Raw genomic sequence first — 19412 nt, forward strand, 5'->3', positions numbered from 1 at the left:
CCGAGGCCGTGGGTGTTTCAGGTGCCGAGGCCGACGTGGGAAACGTAGGTGTAGGCACCCCAGTCGGAATCCAGTTCGGCGGTGACGTCGTCCCAGGCGTCCTCGAGGGCAGGCAGGTCGTTGGCGATCATGGCGTCGACGGCGTCGTCCCAGATATAGCGGATCTGGAGCCGGCGCATGCGCAGGTTGTCCCGGCGCCGGGGCGCGTGGACGACTTTTTGGTTGATGGGGTGGATCTCCATCGTGGTGCCGCGGCCGCCGCGGTCGAGGTGTTGTTTGAGCGCGGCGGGGTTGGCCATGACGTTGCGGGCGCGCAGGTTCCAGTAGGCGGTGTCGATGGCCTCGAGGTTGGCCGGGCGTGGGCTGCGGGTGCCGCGGGTCCAGGCGCGGACGGTGGAGCGTGAGGCGGTGATGCCGGCGTCGGCGAGGGCCTGGGGGCCGGCTTTGGTGGTCGTGAGGTAGCGCATGCGGGCGGTCAGGCCGCGGCGGGTGGTCACCGGCGACTTCACCCCGCCTTCGACGATCATGCGCTCCAGCGCGTCCTCCAGGGCGCGGCCGAGGGCGACGCCGCCGTGGACGTTGCCCGGGTCGCCGGAGGCTCCGTAGAGGCCGAAGTTGCGCCATCCGTCGGTCGACATCGGTTACGCGGCCTTCCCGGGCAGGGTGTACTGCTCCTTCGATTTCGTCTGCGCGGTGGAGCGGCCCTCGTCGAACACGGCGCGCCAGTCGCCGCCGGTGACGTGGAGTTCGTCCACGCCGCGCATGCGCACGATCGTCAGGCCGTTCTCGTGGGCGCGGTATCCCTTGCGCCACAGGTTCGCGAACGCCTGGGAGCGGATGATGTGCATCCACTCGGGTCGGCGGATGTCGCGGTTCGCGCTCGACTCCCCCATCGTGGAGACGAACTTCGAGTACATCGCCTTGACGTACTCGACCGTGACGACATCGCCCGCCTTGAGCGCGTTCTCGCGGACCTCGGTCAGCACCCGGCGGAACTTCTCCAGCAGCCCCTCGCTCGCGCCCGACGTCCAGGACTCGGCGATCACCGGCGCCTGGCACAAGCCGAGCGCGGCGCAGCGCAGCAGGAGGCGCAGGGTGGCGTCGTCGAGGAGGATTTCGCCGTCTTCGCGGCGGTTGCCGATGGGGTCGGGCAGGTGGGGGTGGTCCCAGGTGGGGCGGGAGTTCAGGAGGTAGACGCCGGAGCGTTTGGGGTCGTATCCGCCGGTGGGATCGTGGACGAGTTTGCCGATGGGCAGGTGGGTCTTGAACGCGGACAGGAACGCGGCGTTGGTGTCGAGGACGTCGACGACGACGGGATCGCGGGTGCCGGCCCGGAGGTCGTCGAGGAGGGCGGTGTTGGTCCAGTTGTGGCGGCCCTCCCAGATGCCGTCGACGCCGTCGCGGGTCTTCTTCCGCAGGAATTCGGGGAGTTCGGGGTAGACGGTGTGTTCGTAGTTCGAGCCCACCCGGGTCGCCTCGAACAGGGCCATGCCGTTCGGGACGGCCTTTTTCACCAGGGCCTCGACCGCCGCGTCGACGTCGCCGCCGTGTTCGGTCAGCGCCTCCTCCACCGCGCGGGAGATCATCGAGGTGAAGTGGGAGTAGTCGCGGCTGGCGTAGCCGGTGCCCCGGGCGGACGAGGGCCGGGACGGGCCTCGCGCGCCGCGACCGGGCGCGGATTCGGACGTGGGAACCGCGGCGTCGGCGTTCCGTTGTTCCCGAGCGTCGGGGGCGTTGCCGTGGGCGCGTTCGGGTCGCGGAGCCATGGAGGCGGCCGGTACGGGGGCGGGGGGCGTGGTGGGGGCGCGGGTCGCGGTGCCGGGCGCCGTGACGGGCGGCCAGGGCGGCGCGGCGGTGGGCGGCGCGGGGTCGGGGGGTGTGCTGCCCGGCGCGGGGGGCCCGGGGGCGGTGGGGGGTGTGGGGAGGTCGGTGAGGCGGGCGTGGGCGAGGTCGGCGCGCAAGATGGTGGTGGTGTGGGTGCCGAGGTCGCGTTCGGCGACGGCGGCGTGGACGCGGTCGACGTCGCGGGTCAGGGTGAGGGTGATGTCCAGGGACGCGGCGGCGACCAGGTGGGGGTCGTCGGTGTCCAGGACGGCCACGACCGGGAGGTCGTGCGTGCGGGCGAGGTGGATCAGCGCCTGGACGGCGTCGAGCACGGCGGCGGGTCCGGACAGCGGCAGCCGCGGATCGGGGACCTTCTGCAGGCGGTCGACCACGACCAGGGCCAGGTCGGGAAGGTCCGCGACGCCGGCGGCGATCGCGGCTGCGGTCAGGTCCGCGCCGTCGTCGATATACAGCGGCGCGGCGGCGATCTCGCCGTGCAGGATCGCCACGTCGCCCGCCTCGGTCGTGTTCAGCCGGCCGGCGCGCAGGCGGCGGTAGTCCACCGGCAGGTGGGCGGCGACGATCCGCGCGGCGACGTCGCCGCGGGACAGGCCCGAAGCGGCGTACAGGACCGGCAGGCCCAGGTCCAGGGCGGTGGTGCGCGCGGCGGCGGTCGCGATCAGGCTCGCCCCGTCGCCGGGGGCGGCGGCGATCAGGTGGAGGCGGCCCGGCCGCAAACCGCCCAGCGCCTCGTCCAACGCGCGGATCCCCAGCGCCGGCACCCCCGGGGTGGCGGTGTCGGCGCCAGTGGTGGGGGTCAGCACGTCCTCCAATGCCTGCCCGAAGGACGCCAACGTCCGCCCGCGCAAAGCGAGCGCGGCCCCGGGATCCGGGGCGGACTCGGCAACACCGGGCGCCGGGACGGGCGTTGCGGGCACGGGCGCCGCGTCGGGCGCGATCGGGGTCGGTGCGGCGTCGGGCGCGGCCGCGTCGGTCGTGCCGGGGGCGGGGGACGGCGCCGCGGAGCCGGCGGTCGGCTGCGGGGCGGGGGCCGGTGTCGGGGGTACGGCGGCGGCCTCGGTGTCGGGTGGGGCGGCAACGGGCGCGGGCAAGGCGGTGGCATCCACGGCGGGGGCAAGGGCGGGCCCGGCGCTCTCAGGAGTGAACGCGGCGGCCGCGGCGGCGGTGCCGGCGGTGTCGGCGGCGGGCAGCAGCACGGCCACGGGAGTGGAGTGCCGGCGCAGGACCTGCGGGCGGCCGTGGGCGGCGAGGCGGACGAGGTCGCCGAGTCTGCTGCGGGCCTCGGCGATCCCGTGGTCGTCGGCCCGGGCCGTGTCCCAGCCCAGCGCGGCGGCATGGGCGAGGGTGGTCAGGACGGCGTGGTCGGTGTCGCGGGACACGGGGACGGGTGTGCCGTCGGCGGCCTCGCGGATCAACTGCCGAAGCGCGGCGCGGGCCTCGTGCAACGTCGCCGGCGCGAAAGCAGGCGCGGCGGCCGGTTCCGAAGGGGACCCGACGTCGGCTGTGGGCGCGGGGGTCCGTGGGGGGTTCGGTGGGGCCGCGGGCCCCGGGACGCAGGCGCCCGGGGCACCGGAGCCGGTGGTCGGCGCGTTGTCCGCCTCGGGCGCGGCGGCGGGCACCGGGTGTGCCGGCACGGCCGGTGTGTCGCGGGGTTCGGGGGCGGGTGCGGTGTCGTCGGGCAGGCGGTGGCGAACGAACACGCAGGAGTCCAGCGCCGGCGAGAGGCATTCCAGGGCGCGGTCGAGGCGGCGGTCGCCGGCCAGGACCAGGGGGAAGCGCTCGCGTGACCACAGCCGGTCGAGCAGTTCCAGGGCCGCGCGCGGCAGCAGGTGTGCGTCGGACACGATCACCAAACGCGGGGAGCGCCGGAGCTCGGCGGCGACCAGGTCCTCGACGGCGCCCAACCCGCGCGGCACCGACCGGCGTCGGTCCACACCCAGTCCGGTGAACAGGGCCCGCGCCAAGGGTCCGCCGCCCCCGCCCTGCGGCCGTACCCACACTGCCTGCGACGCGGCGGCTGCCGGCAGTGCCGCAAGCGCGTGGTCCGCGGTGACGGCGGTGGAGCCGGTGAGCGCCAGGATCGCCCGCTGCTCGACGATCTCGCGCAGCTCGTCGGCCAACGCCGCACCGCCGAAGCCGACAGGCGCGGCAACCGGCTCCGCAGCGGGAGGCGAGACGGGTGGGGCGGCTGGCGCCGGTACCGCACCGGCGCCGGACGAACGGGCCGGTTCCGGCCGCGACCGCGCGCCCCGGCCGGTCGGCGCGAGGGCGACGGCCGGCGCGGTACGCGCCCGCTTCGTCGCGGTCGATCCCGGGTCGGGCACCGTCGCGGCCGACGTCGACGCGGCGACCCGTCGCGGGGACGATGCCGGGGCCGTGTCGACACCGGCCGGCTCGGAGTGCGGGGCAGAGGTGGGCGCGGTGGACGCCGGTTCGGTGCTCGGGGACTCGGGGGCGGGGATGTCGGATCGGCCGGCGGGGGCGGGGCGCAAATGGCGTTCCACAACCTTTTCCAGCATCTCGTAGGCGTGGTCCGCGCGAGTACTGCGCGGCCCGCCGAAGGCGCTGCGGGAGGCGGTGAGCAGCACGTGCCAGTGCGCGCCGGTCACCCGCAGCCGGGCAGCGGCGTACAGGGCCGAACGCAGCGCGCGGCCGGACCCTTCGGCCAATGCCCCGCGGACGGGATGCACCAGCGCGTACGCGGACACGGACAGGCTCTGCCGCAACGGCAGCGGGATCTCGGCCCAGACCGGGTCCGCCACGTCCGGCAACACCACACCGCGCGCCGCGCCCGAGACCGCCGCACCGGCGACGACCGGAGTGTCGGCCGACGGGGCGCGGCCGCCCGAAACGGGTCTCCTCGCGCGGGACTTGCGCGCGGGGGCGGCGTCGGTGGTCTCGGCCGGGGCGGGGCGGCGCCGTCGCGGGGCCGGGCCGGCCGACCGGGACGCGGTCGCCGCCCGGTCGGTCCCCGAGGGATCCGCGGAACTCGACGTCGACATCGACACCTCCACACGAGCACGGCAGCGGCACCGACCGTGCCGAGAACCGGGGGCTTGTCCGAGACGCCCCCGGGATGTACCGACGAGCCTACCGTGTCGGTACATAATTTCGGCGATTTTGTAACGCTAACGGGCGACCGGGTCCGCGAGGACGTTCGTCGCCGACACCACCCTTCGTCATCGACGACTCGACGAGCACGATGACGGTTGTGGGCGGATGCTGGAAGTCGAAGGCGTGCACCCTCGGGGCCGGCTCGTCCCGGGAGGACGGTTTGCCCATCACCGTTACGGAGTTCGAGGAGGACTCCGCCTTCGAGAGGTACGTCCTGGGGCGGATCGCGTCGCTGCTGCCGGACTCGGACGCGACGAAGGTCGTCGACTTGGGGAGCATCGACGCGAACGGCGTACCAGCGCAGGGCTCGTCGGCGCACTTGACGGCGGCCGACGAAACGGGATGCGCCAAGAGCGCCTTGACCGCCGACGACGTCCGTCCTCTCCTCTTCGGGGCCGCGTGGAAGATTCTCGATCTCCTCGTGGAACTCGTCCTCGAATCGGCCAGGCCGGTGCACAGACAGCGCGGGCGGATACGCATCGACTCCAAGGTGCAGAAGGCCCGGAGCTTCGGCGTGAAGGAGCAGGACCCCTTCGGAGGTCGACCCGACCTGTGGGATCGGGTCATGCGAACGTACGCCGCGACCACGGAACTTCGGCATACGCTCGTACACAGAGGACTTGGCGTGGATCGGTCCACCGGCACCATCTGGGAAACCTCGCACCGGGGCACCTCCTCGGCAGGGGATCTCACCGCCGACGAGCAGTGGGCCCTGTGCGGGCTCGCCCGAAGCGTCGCGGACGCGGTAATCGGCGCAGCACCCCTGACGACCCGACGGGTCGATCGGATCGGTTGAGACCTGGATGCTCTCGTCCGCCTGCACCGACAGTCGCCGACGGGCGCACCGGCCTCGAGCGGCCTGATCCCCGTCGTCATCGTCCGGCAGGGCGCGCACAACACCCTGCGGCTCGACTTCGGGGCCGTCCGCGCCCTCGTGCCCGGCCACGCGCACCACGATCTCGAGATCCACCTTCGGGACGGGAGGATCCTCGTGGGGCCTTTGGAGGACGCGCCGCCGGGCGCGGCCGACCTCTCCACCGATACGCCGCCTTCATGGCTCACGTGGAAGTGACTCCTGGACACATCGCGTCGACCGGGCTCGGGTCGGGTCGGCCGCTGCGTGATCCCGGTGCGCCAACGCCGTCGCCTCCGACCTGGCTGCGCCAGTGCCACCCCGCCCTATGTAGATACTCGACAGAGGGGCTATGTAGAGTCTCTACCACACCATTCGGAGGCACCATGCACTTCTTCGTCGACCACCCGGACCCAGAGGGGGGGACAGCGTGAGGATCAACGTCACCACCACCGTGGCGAAGGTCCTCCGCGTCTTCGTACAGGACCCACAAAAGCCTCGATACGGCATGGAGATCATGCAGGCCGCACATCTGGCGAGCGGATCGCTGTACCCGATCCTCGCCCGCCTGGAGAAGGCCCGTTGGATTGTCGGCCACACCGAGGACATCGACCCCAGCACGGCGGGCCGGCCGGCCCGCCGCCACTACACGATGACCGGCGACGGCCTCGCGGCCGCCCGTCTGGCCCTCGCCGAACTCCACGAACTCACCCGGATCTCGGAGCCGTTGCCGGGAACGTGGCTCCCGGGGCCACACACCGAGGGGGAGAGCAAATGACCCCTGCCAACTCGACGCGACCCGCGAAAGCGCGGGATCCGCGCGTCGGTTCACCGATCGGGATCCTCCGACCGGCGCACAGATTAGGAGCGCACATCAATGAACCAACTGCCGGACACATGTGACGCGGTCTTCATCGCGTCACAGGGCGAGGCGCTCACGCTCCTCGGAGCCACCGGGCCCGAGTGGATCGTGGGGATCGTCGTCGGCATCGTCGTGTACGTGGCCTTCGAAATTCTCAAGGTGGCGACCAGGAGGATGGGCGGGAGCCTGCCTTACCTGCTGTTGCGCCTGGCCAAGTACACGATGCCTCGTGACCAGCAGTATTGGCACGCGGACGTGTGGCTTCCCGAACTCGACCACCTGCTCCACCGCGAGGGTACCGGCCGATGGAGCCGCTATCTCCGCGGAGTCGGGTACGCCTCGGGCCTGGCCCTCGGCGGCGGCCGCAGGACCGCACGCGCGGCAAGCGAGCCCCGCCGCGCAAGCGAACCCCGTCCCGACGGCACGAGCGGGCCCCGTCCCGGCCGCAGGATCCCCCGCCCTTACAGCGCCTACCTCGTCCTTACCCTCGCACCGTTCGTTCTGCTCGCGAGCTTCGACCACCCGGTGGGATTCGTCGTCATCTTCTTCACCGTACCGGCCGCCGTCTTCATGCTTGTTCCGAGGCGTCGCCGCAGCTGAGGCCCACGGCCAGACAAGCCCGGCCTGGCGCGCAAGCACCGGGCCGGGCTCCGCCATCCCACCTCCACAACGCCGGCGGCGAAGCACACGGCCGGTACCGGCTGACGCACGAGGCCACCGGTCCCCGTCGTCTCGGCGAGCGGGCCGAGGTCGGGGTGGCCGACCCGACCTCGGCGTCGACGATCGGCAACGGCTGCTCCACCACGTCGTGCACGCCGAATTCGGTGCCACGGCGGACCGCGAGGGCGGAGAGTTCCTCGCCGCGACCGCATCTCTCACCCCCGGGTCCGCACGCACACCCGCCCGCGCGTGGGCGGGGCGCGGCGCGTGTCGACGGCCTCGGGTGTGCGCCTCGCGCGGGCGGGGCGGCCGGCGTGTACTACTCCCAAATCAGTGGGCGCAGGAGATCAAGCGACTCCCGGTAGGACTCGTCGAGTTGTCGTCGCCGCGCGCTCGCGGAGTGGCCGTAAAACGCCTCGAGGTCGCGGAGCCAACCGCTCACCGCGAACAGGAGCATGTGCGCGGCGGACGCGTACAGCGACGGGTCCACCGCCGGGGCGCTGCGATTGGCCGCCTGGTGGCCGAGCGTCCACGGCCGGCTGTGCACGATCCCCGAGGCCACCGCGTAGATCGGGAAGGAATCGGTGTGCGGTCCGTTGGGCATGCCGGCCTTGACCAGGCGGGCGACCTCGGGCTCGACCGGCCACTTGATCTGTTGCGTGCGGCCCTCGAAGGCGACGGAGGTGGGGAACGGCGCGTCGCCGGTCTTGCCGTATCGAACCTCCATGCCCGCCGAACGCACGTCGTCAACGAGTCGCGCGAGCGCGCCGTCCATCGCGGTCGCCACTGCGGTGGGCGCGTCGAAGGCGTGGACCGCCCGGACGTCCTCCATCGCCTCCGACAGCCGCACCCCCGCGATCCGGACCAGGCGCTGCGCGAGGTCGAGTCCGTCCCGGATCAGGTAGCCGCTTCGGGCGAGGCCCTCGACCGCGACCCGGGACAGCGACAGGGGCGCCCACAGGCTTGTGGGTCTTTTGAGTTCGTGGCGCAACGCCTCGAGGTGGTCGCGTGCGTTGAGCCATGTGACCCTCGTGTGCTCGTGGACGAGTCCGTGTACCGGGGCCAGTCGTTCCTCGCGTCCCGATGTCGCGGTCTCCTCGAGTTCACGGCCGGCGATCGCCCCGGTGCCCGGCCCCGCGGACACCAGCGCCCACTGTTCGTCGGCGTGGCGCAGGCCCTGGCCCAGCAGTCGCCGGGTGTGCCGGCGGACCTTCTCCGCCTCAGCGGCGGTGATCGTCGACTTCTTGACGGGCATCGGTGGCATCGGCACCCGCCCAACGTATCGGGGCCGCGCAACACCGTTTCGGGGCGTGGCGCCCGTTGTTCGACGCACCCGCGCCGGTGCCACGCGCGGGGGTGCCGGTGGCGTCGGGGGCACGCGGCGGAGGGCTATTCGTCCGGGGTCCCGGTGGCCGCGCGCAGCGTGCCCTGGGAGAACAGGACGTCCGCGGGGGCGCCGTCGGGGGGAACGGCGAGGACGGCGACCTCCGCCAGCGTGCGTTCGACGCGGATCCAGCGCGGTTGTGCCCCCAGCAGGCGCAGCACCTTGGCGTTCTTGTCGTAGAGGATGTGGCGGCCGGGGGTCTGGCGGGCGTCGGTGACGTCGAGGCTGTCGAAGGTGCAGGCGACCAGGGCCTTGCCGTCGCCGAGTTGCAGGATCGGCAGCGCGGGGTCGGTGGTCGTGCGGAAGTCGCGGGTCCAGGTGATCGGGCCGAGTTCGCGGGCGGTTTCGGCCTCGCGGCCGGTCAGGCCGGTGGTGCGATCGCCGGGGGCGAACCGCTCGCCCGACGCCGTGGGGCCGGCGGCGGTGCGGCTGCGGTACGCGGCGAAGTCGGCGCAGATCCCGGCCGTCTTGCTCGCGGCCTCGCCGGTGAGGGTGCGCGCGTTCTCGCCGTCGAGGGCGGGCATCGCGGGCAGCGACGGCGGCGCCTTCTGGTCCGGGGCGAAGGTCTCGGTCGGTGTGGGGAACGGCGTGGCGGGCGCGGTGGCGTCGACGAGGGGTTGTCCGGCGTCGCCGTTCCTGACGTTGATCGGGCTGGAGAACGTGGCCTTCCAGGGGTCGTTCGGCCTTTCCTGGCGGAAGTAGGTCAGGTCCCGGCCGTGGGTGGTCGAGGGCCAACGGGAGTTGCGGGCCAGGACCGCGAAGTAGCGGGGGTGGCCGCCCTGCTGGCGGGGGACGAAGACGAACGGGTCGGATTGTTTGAACGGCTTGGGTGCCTCGTTGCCGGCGCGTTCGATCGCGTAGTCGCCGGTCGAGGCGGCGAGCAGGGGCCCGTCCTCGACCTCGGCCAGCAGCCGGTCGTCGCGTGTCGCGTTCGCCTGCGCCTTGACCTCGCCGTAGTGGGCGAACACCGTCTCCGCGTCCCGCCGGGTGAATCCCGTCGCCTCGACGGAGGTATGTGTGGAGACGGCGGGGGTGGCGGAGGCGCCGGAAGCCGGCTCGCCCGAACCGGAGGACGTACAGCCGGCGGCGAGCAGGACTGCCCCGGCGACCGCCGCCACAGTGGTGCGTCGGTGTGTCCCCCGGCCGGGCCGATGGCGAATGACCACGTGGCGCGTCCCCCGTCCCCTCGTCGATCCGCACACCCTAGAGGGTGCCCATGACCCGTGGGTACGAAGGAGGTTGTCGGGCGGGCCCGTTCGCAGATGCCCGGGCCCGCCCTTCGGGTCCCGGCTCGTGTGCGGTGTCGGCGCGCGTGTGCCTTCGGGTTGGTCCGGGCGGGTGGACTTCGCGGCTTCGTCCGTCCCGTTCGGGGCGGCGAAGGGGGTTGCGCCGGCATCCTCCGGGCATGTCAGTGAGCGCGGAAGCCGACGCCGGGCGCGTCGAGGCACAGGTGACCTGCGACGGAAAGGACGGGGACTGCCCGGCCTCGATCACCGAGCGGGCCACGTACCGGGAACCGCTTCCCGCCCCGACGACCGGGGACGCCGACGATCCCGCCTGGGCTCCGCTGCGGGAACTGAGCACCCGGACACAGGAGATCGCCGCACGGCGGGGATGGCGCGTGGACGGCTGGGGCGAGTTCTGCCCCGACTGCGCGCCCCACGTCCGAGAGGACGAGGACGAGGACGACGACTGGTCCCACCTCGTGTCCGGGTGACGCCGTCGCCTCCTCACCCCGCCGCGCGATGCCTCGCAGCCGCGGGCGTCACGGGCACGAGGGCGGCCGCGCGCCGTTGACAGCACACTTCGGGATGCCACCGGCGGCGGACGAGGCACAGCGGTCCACACCGACAGGTGATCGCGGAGGCCGACGGGGCTATGCCACCGCGCCGTGGCCGACGTCCGGCGTCTCCGAGGAGTCCGCCGCGGGTTGGAGCCAGTCCCCGTCCGGGCGGGCCAGGAGTCGGGCGTTGCTGTAGGCCATGCCCATGGTGAGCACGGTGTTCCCGCGGTAGTGCTCGCCGTGGCGGGAGACGACGAGCGCCAGATCCACGGTGTGGGGGTGGGTGAGCGAGAGCGGCAGCAGCAGCTGCACCTCGTCGGCCTTGGGGTACCACATCGGAACGGCCGCCTTGTAGTTGCGTTTCGCGCGCTGGGCGGCGCGCTTCACGGCGGCCTCCAGGCGCAGTTCCAGCCCGTAGAGGTCCGTTCGCAGGGCTCGCGGGAACCTGTCGAGGTTGTCCTCCATGACGTGGCGCACGTTCACCTTCAGTTCCCGGGTCCAGTCGTAGTGGTAGGCCGACGGGTCCTCGGTGAACGTGACGGGTTCCGGTGGAGTGGGGAAGTTCTTGAGGAAGTCGCGGTCGCTTTCCACTCTCCAGCCGCGGAAGTACCAGGGCTGGCGGCCCTCGACACGGTTGACTTCGAACAGGCCGAAAATGTCCTCCTGTTCCCTGGTGGCCAGACCGGTGTTGAACGTGCCGAAGCGTTCGTCGGTGCCGGTGAGGACCCTGCCCTGGAGGTGGGCGCGTTCGAAGGTCCACTCGACGTAGGCACGCAGGATCCGATGCTCGCCCCGGAAGTTCGGATCACGGCCGTCCCAGTCCTCGTTCTCGGCGAGTTCCGCGAGCCTGTCGAAGACGTCCGGGTCCCCCTCGCCGGCGCGCCGCTCGGCCGCGGAACGAATCCGACCCAGGTGGGCGTGCGCGTACAGGGCCCGGTCCGGCGCCTTGGGTCGGCCCGCCGGCGGCGGGGGCGGTGCGCCGTTCGAGGCGAGCTGCTGTTTATACACCGCGAGGTCGGCGGGCGTGGCGGAGGGGCGGCCCTCGGACATGGTTGATCTCGCTCTCTGTTGTCGGGGATCCGACGGAGGTCAAGGCGACGGCGGCCGTCCCGTGACGCGGTCTCGCGACGGACGGTGTGCTTCCCGAGGACCATCGGTGGGCGCGTCGCCCGGGGTGGAAACATTCGGCGGCCCTCGGGTCTCGACCACCCCCACATCATGGTCTCGCGCGTCGAGCATCGGGGCCGAACACGAGGATTCGGTTCACGTCGGACGAACCTTGCGCGCTCCCGGCGTCGTTGCGGGCCGAACGCCCCCGTGGTCGCACCGATCGCCGTCTCCCCCCGCACAGGGCCGCGGACGTGGTTGCGATCAGCGGTGTACGAGGCGGGGCGACACCGGCGCGCCGACGGGTCGAAAACGGTGCGCGATCGGGTCGAGGCGCGAGAACGCGGCGGTGCCGTCCCGGGCGGATGGTCGACACCGGGCTGGTGCGGGTACGCCCGGCACACAATTCGAGGCTTTGTCGGCGTCGCGTTCCCGCCGGCGAAGTCCCGTCCGCTCCGGTGGCGCTGTTTCGAACGTCTCGACGACGGTCGGACGAACGGGCCTCACTACCGAAACAACGGGGCACAGGTCCGGCACACGTCGCCATCGCGGAACCGGGTCGCGTACCGGTGCTCGCCGCATCCCGAGCACACGGCCTTCTCCGCGAGGTCGGCGCACGCCACACAGATCAACTCGTCACCGTGTTCGACGCACACGGCCCGTCGCCGGCACCACGCGCACGACGCCTCGAACAGGGCCTTGCCCCGAGGGCACCACTTGGCGGTGGCGTGCGACGCGCAATGCCGGCACGACTGCTCGTGTCGCGCGATGCGGTCCCTGAACGCCGTGATCGCCGACGCCTCGGCCACCCGTTCTGCGAGCACCGGCCCTCCCCTGGTCACACGACCCGCGGCGAATGCGGCGGGAGTCCGGACCGCACTCTCGCAGCCCGATCCGACACGCCCCGACCCACGCCCCGTGCCCGTCGGCGCGACGGCTTTGGCAGAGGCATCGGAGATCACGGGGGTGGCGAATCATGATTTCGGGCCCGGAAGCGGACATTCCCCGTCTACGTTCGCGGTATGAGTTTCACGCCGCGGTGGACACGCAACGCCGATCCCGTCACGGTCGAGGATCGCATGGACCTGGAGGACGACCTGGAGCGGGATGCGGACGGCACCCGTGCGTTCGGCGCGATGCTGCGGTCGTGGGCGCATCCCGAACCGGGCGTGGCGCGGGGCCCGCACGTCGCCGCGTTCGCCCTGGCCGCGGCCGCGGCACTGGTGGAGGGAGCGGGCGGCACCTGTGCGGGACCGCGCTACCGGGCGCGGGAGAGCGCGGTGGAGCTCTCCGAGATCGCGGACCGGGTCGCGACGGCGATCATCGACCTGGAGCGGGCCGGAGACGGCGACCTCGCTGCCCGGGACACGCTGGCCCTGCGCTTGGGGTTCCAGGCCGAACACGCCTCCTGGCTGGTCGCCTTGGCCGCGCGCGTCGCCGACGAGGCTCTGGCCCTGTCCCCCGACGACCCGGCCGCGCGAGCGGATCTGGCGACCGCCGCCGCCCTGGCCCGGTCCGTACCGCGGGCCGCACGCGCCTGCGTCGCCGGCTGCGTCGCCCGCGTCGAGGAACTGGGCCTGCCGGGCGAACCGTTCGACGAGGCGACGGCCCGCATCGACCAACACGAGGCAACGATCGAGATCGCCGCCCGACGCCTGACGCACGAAGTGGCGCGTTAGCGAGGGCGACTCCGGATCACGCCCCGGGCGCGCAACGCTCCAAAAGCCGCTCTCGTTGCTGGACGCCGAGGCCCCGCACCCGCCGGCTCGTGGAAATCTCGAGTTCGGCGAGCAATCGGTCCGCGCGCGCCTTCCCGACAGCGGGGAGGGACTCGAGGAGGGCTCGGACCGGCATCTTGCGCACCGCCAGGGTGTCGGTGTCCAACACCTCGCGCAGCGAGATTTTGCCGCTTTTGAGTGCCTGCTTCACCTCGGCCCGTTCCTTGCGCACGGCGGCGGCCTTCGCGAGCGCGGCCCGGCGCTCCTGGGGATCGATCACGGGCACGGTCACCGGTTTCTCCTCGCGTCGTCCGATCGCTACGGGCCCATCATGGTCGCAGGTTCGGCACCCGACCAGCGGCTTCCCGGACGACGCCGGAAGACGTCGACCGCGGACAGGGCGGGCTCACGACCCGGGGCTGCGCGTACGGCGCCCTCTCCCGGCACCGCGCGGCAGCCCCACCGGCGACCGCCTTCCGGTACCTCACGGTTGTTCGACGTGCGTCCCGGAACACCATGCGCCGGATACCCGAGTCGGCGCGATCCGGCGGCGGCACGACCGGACGGGACACGAGGAGAGTTCGGCATGTGGGTCGCTTCGGTCGCTCTGCGAGCCGGCGCATGCGCCTTCGGCGGCGCACGACGCGCATCCGCTCCGCGGGTCGCGACCGGGCACCGGGACGTTTCCCCCGGCGAGGTCGTCCCGCGATCGACACCTACATGCGTGAAATGGCTTGTTCGGTCACGGAGTTGGCGTGATGACGCGCTTTCCCGACCACCGCCGCAAGCCGCGAGCACGTATGCTGTAGATAAGTACAGCGATAATCGCGAGAGGATACAGCGATTCGATGCGCGTTCTTCTGCCCGTCGCCAACGGCCTGACGACCGACCACCCGATCCCCTTCCTGCCCTTCGTCGACGACGCGCACATCCCCACGGACGATCCCGCCGCGACCGAGGCGATCGGTCGCGGCGCCGGCGAGGGCCGGTGGGGCCGCTGGGACGACGACGAGGAGCAGGGCACGTGGTGGGCCTTCACCACGGACCCCCTGCGTCCCGAGTTGGCCTGGTGCCTGCGCCACCACCCCGAACACGGCCGATCCGTGATCGTGTATCGCAACAAGGACGCGTCGTCGTGGTACGACGCGTGGTGGCGGGAGCGGCCGATCCTGGAACGCGCGGGCGGCTACTGGTGGGACGGCTCCCTCTGGTACCGACCCCTCCAGGTGTGGAACCCCGCCGCCGAGGCGTACGAACGCCGGCCCGCGCCGGGGGCCGCGGCCGTGTCCGCCGCGCACGTCCTGGCCGAGTCCGGCGGCGATCCCGAACGCGGCCGCGTCCTGAGCATCGTCGACCTGGACCTCGACCCCGACGCCGAACGCGGCCGGCCCTGGCCCGACGACCTCGCCGCCTGGGCCGCGGCCCACACCGCGCGACCGGGATCCCTCCCGTTGACCGCGTGCGTGGTGCGCCTGTCCGCGCCGGAGTTGGCCGCCGACCAGATGATCGGCGTCGCCGAGTTCGCCGCCCTCGGCGGCATCGGCTCCTCCACTCTGCGCGCCTACATCTCCCGCAACGAGAACGACGTCCCCCAACCCCAGGCAGTGGTCGGCGGACGCGCCCTGTGGGCCCTGCCCGTGGCCCGCGACTGGGCGGAACAACGCAGCCGCTCCCCCGAGGAGATCGCCGCGACCGTCGCCGCCGACGACGGCTCCCTGCCCACCGGCACCGCGGACGTCCGCGACCGATTCGCCGCGCGCTTTCGCGTGCTCCTGGGCGACAACCCCGACCTGCGCAGACTCTTCGCGCTCCGCCACCGCGCCGGCGGGGTCGAGCGGGTCGCCGACGAACTCGGCCGGGCCGTGGCCCTGTCCGTCGACGACATCGTCCCCCTCGACGCCCTCGCCACAACCGTCCGGCACGCCCTCCTCGACGAACTCGCCACCGAACGCGGCGACACCGCACGCAAACCCAGGTCCTCGACCCTGTATCACCCCACCGCCGACGTCACACGCATGCTCGACTGGCTCGTCCGCCACCACCCCCACCACGCCATGCGCGTCATCGCCGAGATCGTCGGCGAGGCCGAACGCCGACTCGGCATCCCCCAAAAGGCCACCGCCCGCACCCTGCACCGGGCCCTGGCCATGGACGGACGACTCGACGAGGACACCCTCGACGACTTCATGCGACGCGTCCTGCCCTCCACCCGCTGACCGAACCGACGCCCGGGGACACACCACTGGGCCCGGGCCCACCGTGGGGAACGGCACGAGTGCTTCGGAAACCTCGCAGTCGCGCCGCGCCCCACGGTCCGGGCGTCCCAGGAGTCCGGTTCCCTCGCGGGCCGGCGCGCAGCGCGCGTGTCGTACACGCCGAGCACGACGTCCAGCCGAGGGACGAGCAGGTGCCGTGCGTGCGGCTCGTCGGCGTCGACGGTGCGCGGCTCGGGGACGAAGTCCGTTTCAGGCGTCGCGCCACGCCCGCCGAAAGCCTTCGCGGTCGACGTCGGATCGGGCGGCGAGCAGGACGCGCCGGGCGGCGAGCTCGGCGTCGCGCGACCACACCTCGCCCAGGATCGCGGCCTTGGAGTCGCCGGGCCGAGGGCGTCGACCAGCGCCTGCCCCACCACGCGCGCGGTGGCGTCCGGCTCGCTCACTGGCCGTGCCAGCGGATCTGCCCCTGTCCGCCATGGAGTTGCCGTGTGCCGGCGACCGATGGGCGGGTGGTCGTTCCAGATCCAACCCTCCACCGCACGACCTCCGTCGCTGTTCATCGTCGACCAGCCTGCCGGTTCGGCATTTTCGCCCATGCCCCCGGCACGGCCATGGGTCGATCACCGTGCCGGGAGGGCTTCGGACTTGGATACTCACGGGTCGCACGCGCCGCCGTCGTGGGGAGGGTCGGCCAGCGGGTGGAGGTCGGCCTCCTCGGGCGGTCGTGCCGGGGGATAGAGCGCGGGGTGCCCGGGGTCGACGCCGTTGGCGACGGCCATCTCGGTGTAGGAGTCGTAGAGTTCCATCCCGTCGGGCAATTCGGGTGGCGACAATCTCCCGGTGCGCAGCAGTTCACGGATGCGCGGGTTGCCGTCGGCGCCGCGCAGCAGCCAACCCGCGCAGATCCTGGGGTGCGACGGTGTGGAGGAGTGACAGCCGAACCGGCGCGTGGAGCCGGGGGCGCTGGTGGGGGCGCTGAGTTCGAACGCGGCGGGCGGGAACTGGCCGAGCGGGGCGTCGCGTCGCCACGGGCACGGTTCGACACCGCCACACGGGCGTTCGCGTACGGCGGGAGGGTCGTCGCCGGTGATGGTGGTGACGCCCCACACGTGGTCGGCGGCGCGCCGGGCCACCACAATGGGGACTCGGGCTGGCTCGGGCGTGATCACCGCGCGGCGCGGGGGGACCGCTTCTGAGGAGCCGGGGCTCTCGCCGCGGGCCACGCACGCGTTCAACTGCGCGAGCACGGCGCCGGGTTCCATCCCCGCGGCAGCGGAGAGTTCGGCCAGGCGGGCGCGTACCCGGCGGTCGTGTTCGGTATCCGCGCCGTACAGGCCCTCGACGTTCGCGGCGTCGTCTCCGGCCCCGCCCGAGGGACGCGTTGCCGGCATCCCGTCCCGCTGCGGTCCCACGCCGGTGTCGTGTGGAACGCCCACTGCAGACCCGCCCTTCCTCGTCCCCGATCCAGAAGCGTCCGCGTCCGCTCGGTGCGGTCTCGGGCCCGCGAGCCGTCGCGCCCGGGCCAGCACGGACGCCACATCCTCACACGTTGCGGTGTGTCGAGGCCCCGGATCCGCCGCGTGCGTCGGGCGATCGGGCGCGATCGTCGCACCGGGCTCGCACCCGTCCCGGGGGATGCCGGGCCCCGCGATCGCGCCGATCGTTGCGCCCGTCATGGCCGACCGGCGGCCCCGGCGCCAGGCCGCATCCGAGGGCCCGTTCCCGAGACCGGTGGCTCCGGTGCGATCGGCGCCCGTCGGCGACGCCGGCACCGAGCGCGTCGTCCCCCGGGCGAGATTCGACGTGCGTTCGGTGGTGTGCGTGTCGTCCGCACCCCGGCGGGCCCGCACGTCGTCGCAGGCGTGTGCGAGTGTGGGGTGATCGGTGACGGGCCGGGGTTCGGGGGAACCGTATGCGCGGATGGGCGAAGCGTCTGGGTGCGACGGTGGTGCTGGTGTGGGCGGGCACCACGGTGCTGGGGTGTTCGTCGGGAGGTGGCCGCGACAGCGCGTCCGCGCCGAGCGCGTCGACGGTGGTGCCGGCCCCCGACCCGCCGGTGATCTCCGAGGCCGAGGCTCGGAAGGTCCTGGAGCACTACGACACCGAGAACAACGCCGCCAACGCCGCGCTGGACGGCGACCGCCTCGCCGGCGTCGAGGGCGGCGAACTGCTGGAAGGGTCGCTGGCCGCGTACCGGGCCGATCGACTGGTGAAGGACCGCAAACCCTACGAGCCGTTCACCCACCTGGAACCGCGCTTCTGGATCCCGCGCGGGAGCGGTCATCCCTGCGTCCTGGACAAGACGATCGAGACCAAGGCACTGGTGCCCGAGGCGACCCTGAGAGCGACCGCCCCCGGGACCATCGCACTGTTGGGCAGGGACGGGCCGTTCACCGAGATCCGGACCACGTTCCTCGCGTGCGTCCTGATCCGGGTCCCCGCCGCGCCGGACGCACCCGCCACCGTCGTCACCGGCGGACTGGGCCGTTCGAAGGCGCTGGACGCCGCCGGGACGTAGACGCGAACCCGGGCACTCCCCCACACCGGCCCACGCGACCCGAACGACGCGTCGGCGACCACCTGGCGCCACCCGACGGTCGGCTCGACCGCTTCCGCCACACCGCACGCGAGGTACTCGGCGCAGCCCCGCCGGGGCGGCCGCCTCGGGTGAGCGCGTCGCCCGGACCCGCCGCACGCGCGGTCGGGTTCGCGTCCGGCCGGCCCGGGCGGGTGATGGTGGTGCCGCTCCGGTTGCGCCCGCGCGCGGACGCGCGTGCCGGGGCCGGAATCGGACGGGTGGACAGGTTCACGGTGGCCGGGTAGGTCGGTTTTGTCGACGGGTGCGACACCGACGTGTGTGGTCAGCCGGCGGCCGGCCGGTCTTGCTCGCCGAACGCGGGTACGTCCTCGGGGGCCATGTCCTCACGGATCCGCAGCAGCCGGATCGGATGTCTCCACTTTCCGTCGTCGAACGCGGTGTCGACGGCGATCTCGGCGACCAAAACGGGGTCCACCGGCACCATGGGGTGCTTCTCCCGGCTCCCCCAGGCGGGCGAAAACGAGTGTCCGTGCCAAGGGTGGTCGGGCGCGCCCGGGGTCAGGCGCTCCGCCAGGAGGGCCTGTACGCGGCGGTCCAGGGTGGTACTGCGGCCCACGAACCGCAGCGTTCCTCCAGCGTCGAATCGGCCGAACAGCACGGTCGTCGGACGTTCCAAGGACCCGGCCACCGCCCCTACCACCGCCTCGGTGGTGTCCCGCAGCCGGTACTTCCACCACCGACTCCTGGAACCCGGCAGGTAGGGGGAGGACGGGTCCTTGATCAGAAGACCCTCCAGCCCGGCCGGGGCCCATTCGCGTATCCACCGCTCGGCCAGCGCCCGGTCGGTGGTCGCGGGGCACAGCGTCCACGGCGGCCCCAGCGCGTACTCGGCGAACAATTCCTCGAGGGCGGCGCGGCGATCGGTGTACGGCAGGGGCATCAGGTTCCGATCCAGGTGCAGCACGTCGAACGCGACATAGTGGGCCGGGAGTTCACGGGCAAGGCGCCGCGCGGCGATGCGGGTGCGGTTCATCCTGCGCTGCAACGCGTCGAAGGCGAGTCGGCCGTCGGACCACACGACGAGTTCGCCGTCCAGGACAAGGTCGACGTCGGGGAGGTCGCGGTCGGCGGCGCCGGCGATGTCGGGGAACACGTCCGACAGGACCGTCCCCCGGCGGGACACGACCCGCGCCGGTCCACCCACCGATCTGAGAACAAATGCTCGAAAACCGTCCCATTTAGGCTCGAATACTCCTTCGAGAGGCAATGACTCGATCGGGGCGGCGAGTATGGGGTCGGGCGGAACCGTGATCGTCATGGCCTTGTCGGTA

Annotated in this window: 15 protein-coding genes; 7 read left to right on the top strand and 8 right to left on the bottom strand. The window is 72.8% G+C overall.

The features are described 5' to 3' along the window. Positions 1-17: 17 nt before the first annotated feature. Both B4N89_RS44805 and B4N89_RS52885 read right to left on the bottom strand, forming a co-directional pair. The gene (locus B4N89_RS44805) at positions 18-638 is read right to left on the bottom strand and encodes a hypothetical protein (RefSeq protein WP_078982447.1); all 621 of its coding nucleotides are present in this window, start codon (positions 636-638) and stop codon (positions 18-20) included. Between the two features lie 3 nt (positions 639-641). Continuing rightward, the gene (locus tag B4N89_RS52885) at positions 642-4847 is read right to left on the bottom strand and encodes a type II toxin-antitoxin system prevent-host-death family antitoxin (protein WP_143658320.1); all 4206 of its coding nucleotides are present in this window, start codon (positions 4845-4847) and stop codon (positions 642-644) included. Positions 4848-5119: 272 nt separating this feature from the next. Here B4N89_RS52885 and B4N89_RS44820 point away from each other — a divergent pair, with 272 nt between their 5' ends. From B4N89_RS44820 to B4N89_RS44830, 3 genes are all read left to right on the top strand, one after another. Beyond that, on the top strand, positions 5120-5755 hold the full coding sequence (locus B4N89_RS44820) for a hypothetical protein (protein ID WP_143658321.1): 636 nt from the start codon (positions 5120-5122) through the stop codon (positions 5753-5755). A 487-nt stretch (positions 5756-6242) separates the two neighbouring features. Next, positions 6243-6590: a PadR family transcriptional regulator gene (locus B4N89_RS44825; protein WP_235619368.1), complete on the top strand. Its 348-nt coding sequence runs from the start codon at positions 6243-6245 to the stop codon at positions 6588-6590. A gap of 99 nt (positions 6591-6689) precedes the next feature. Then, positions 6690-7274 (top strand): hypothetical protein, encoded by a 585-nt coding sequence (locus B4N89_RS44830; RefSeq protein ID WP_078982452.1) that lies wholly within the window; start codon positions 6690-6692, stop codon positions 7272-7274. A gap of 379 nt (positions 7275-7653) precedes the next feature. On the opposite strand, the gene B4N89_RS44835 is transcribed toward B4N89_RS44830, so the two are convergent. Both B4N89_RS44835 and B4N89_RS44840 read right to left on the bottom strand, forming a co-directional pair. Further along, positions 7654-8604, bottom strand: a complete 951-nt coding sequence (locus B4N89_RS44835; protein ID WP_143658322.1) for a hypothetical protein — start codon at positions 8602-8604, stop codon at positions 7654-7656. A 119-nt stretch (positions 8605-8723) separates the two neighbouring features. Continuing rightward, positions 8724-9836 carry a hypothetical protein gene (locus tag B4N89_RS44840; RefSeq protein ID WP_078982454.1) on the bottom strand — a complete coding sequence of 371 codons (1113 nt, stop codon included), beginning with the start codon at positions 9834-9836 and terminating at the stop codon, positions 8724-8726. 287 nt (positions 9837-10123) lie between these two features. Between B4N89_RS44840 and B4N89_RS44845 the strand changes: the two genes are divergently transcribed. Continuing rightward, on the top strand, positions 10124-10435 hold the full coding sequence (locus B4N89_RS44845) for a hypothetical protein (RefSeq protein WP_078982455.1): 312 nt from the start codon (positions 10124-10126) through the stop codon (positions 10433-10435). A 159-nt stretch (positions 10436-10594) separates the two neighbouring features. On the opposite strand, the gene B4N89_RS44850 is transcribed toward B4N89_RS44845, so the two are convergent. Then, positions 10595-11551 carry a DUF3825 domain-containing protein gene (locus B4N89_RS44850; RefSeq protein WP_078982456.1) on the bottom strand — a complete coding sequence of 319 codons (957 nt, stop codon included), beginning with the start codon at positions 11549-11551 and terminating at the stop codon, positions 10595-10597. Between the two features lie 1079 nt (positions 11552-12630). On the opposite strand from B4N89_RS44850, the gene B4N89_RS44860 reads away from it, so the two are divergent. Continuing rightward, positions 12631-13287, top strand: coding sequence for a hypothetical protein (locus tag B4N89_RS44860; protein WP_078982458.1), 657 nt, complete (start codon positions 12631-12633; stop codon positions 13285-13287). Positions 13288-13303: 16 nt separating this feature from the next. Here B4N89_RS44860 and mihF read toward each other — a convergent pair whose 3' ends face one another. Continuing rightward, positions 13304-13618: an integration host factor, actinobacterial type gene (gene mihF, locus B4N89_RS44865; RefSeq protein WP_078982459.1), complete on the bottom strand. Its 315-nt coding sequence runs from the start codon at positions 13616-13618 to the stop codon at positions 13304-13306. A gap of 556 nt (positions 13619-14174) precedes the next feature. Here mihF and B4N89_RS44870 point away from each other — a divergent pair. Beyond that, the gene (locus B4N89_RS44870) at positions 14175-15542 is read left to right on the top strand and encodes a hypothetical protein (RefSeq protein WP_078982460.1); all 1368 of its coding nucleotides are present in this window, start codon (positions 14175-14177) and stop codon (positions 15540-15542) included. A gap of 653 nt (positions 15543-16195) precedes the next feature. On the opposite strand, the gene B4N89_RS44875 is transcribed toward B4N89_RS44870, so the two are convergent. Next, positions 16196-16954 (bottom strand): DUF6283 family protein, encoded by a 759-nt coding sequence (locus tag B4N89_RS44875; protein WP_143658323.1) that lies wholly within the window; start codon positions 16952-16954, stop codon positions 16196-16198. Positions 16955-17454: 500 nt separating this feature from the next. Between B4N89_RS44875 and B4N89_RS44885 the strand changes: the two genes are divergently transcribed. Beyond that, positions 17455-18060 (top strand): hypothetical protein, encoded by a 606-nt coding sequence (locus tag B4N89_RS44885; RefSeq protein WP_078982464.1) that lies wholly within the window; start codon positions 17455-17457, stop codon positions 18058-18060. Positions 18061-18403: 343 nt separating this feature from the next. Here the strand turns inward: B4N89_RS44885 and B4N89_RS44890 are convergent, their stop codons facing one another. After that, entirely contained in the window at positions 18404-19399 is a 996-nt protein-coding gene (locus B4N89_RS44890) for an ATP-dependent DNA ligase (RefSeq protein WP_078982465.1), read from the bottom strand. Positions 19400-19412: the final 13 nt, after the last annotated feature.

The organism is Embleya scabrispora (genome assembly GCF_002024165.1).
Classification (GTDB): Bacteria; Actinomycetota; Actinomycetes; order Streptomycetales; family Streptomycetaceae; genus Embleya; species Embleya scabrispora_A.

Bases quoted from the DNA above. Each gene is read 5' to 3' on its own strand.
- B4N89_RS44805 (WP_078982447.1), bottom strand. From the start codon at position 638: ATGTCGACCGACGGATGGCGCAACTTCGGCCTCTACGGAGCCTCCGGC.
- B4N89_RS52885 (WP_143658320.1), bottom strand. From the start codon at position 4,847: ATGTCGACGTCGAGTTCCGCGGATCCCTCGGGGACCGACCGGGCGGCG.
- B4N89_RS44830 (WP_078982452.1), top strand. From the start codon at position 6,690: ATGAACCAACTGCCGGACACATGTGACGCGGTCTTCATCGCGTCACAG.
- B4N89_RS44845 (WP_078982455.1), top strand. From the start codon at position 10,124: ATGTCAGTGAGCGCGGAAGCCGACGCCGGGCGCGTCGAGGCACAGGTG.
- B4N89_RS44850 (WP_078982456.1), bottom strand. From the start codon at position 11,551: ATGTCCGAGGGCCGCCCCTCCGCCACGCCCGCCGACCTCGCGGTGTAT.
- B4N89_RS44860 (WP_078982458.1), top strand. From the start codon at position 12,631: ATGAGTTTCACGCCGCGGTGGACACGCAACGCCGATCCCGTCACGGTC.
- B4N89_RS44870 (WP_078982460.1), top strand. From the start codon at position 14,175: ATGCGCGTTCTTCTGCCCGTCGCCAACGGCCTGACGACCGACCACCCG.
- B4N89_RS44885 (WP_078982464.1), top strand. From the start codon at position 17,455: ATGCGCGGATGGGCGAAGCGTCTGGGTGCGACGGTGGTGCTGGTGTGG.
- B4N89_RS44890 (WP_078982465.1), bottom strand. From the start codon at position 19,399: ATGACGATCACGGTTCCGCCCGACCCCATACTCGCCGCCCCGATCGAG.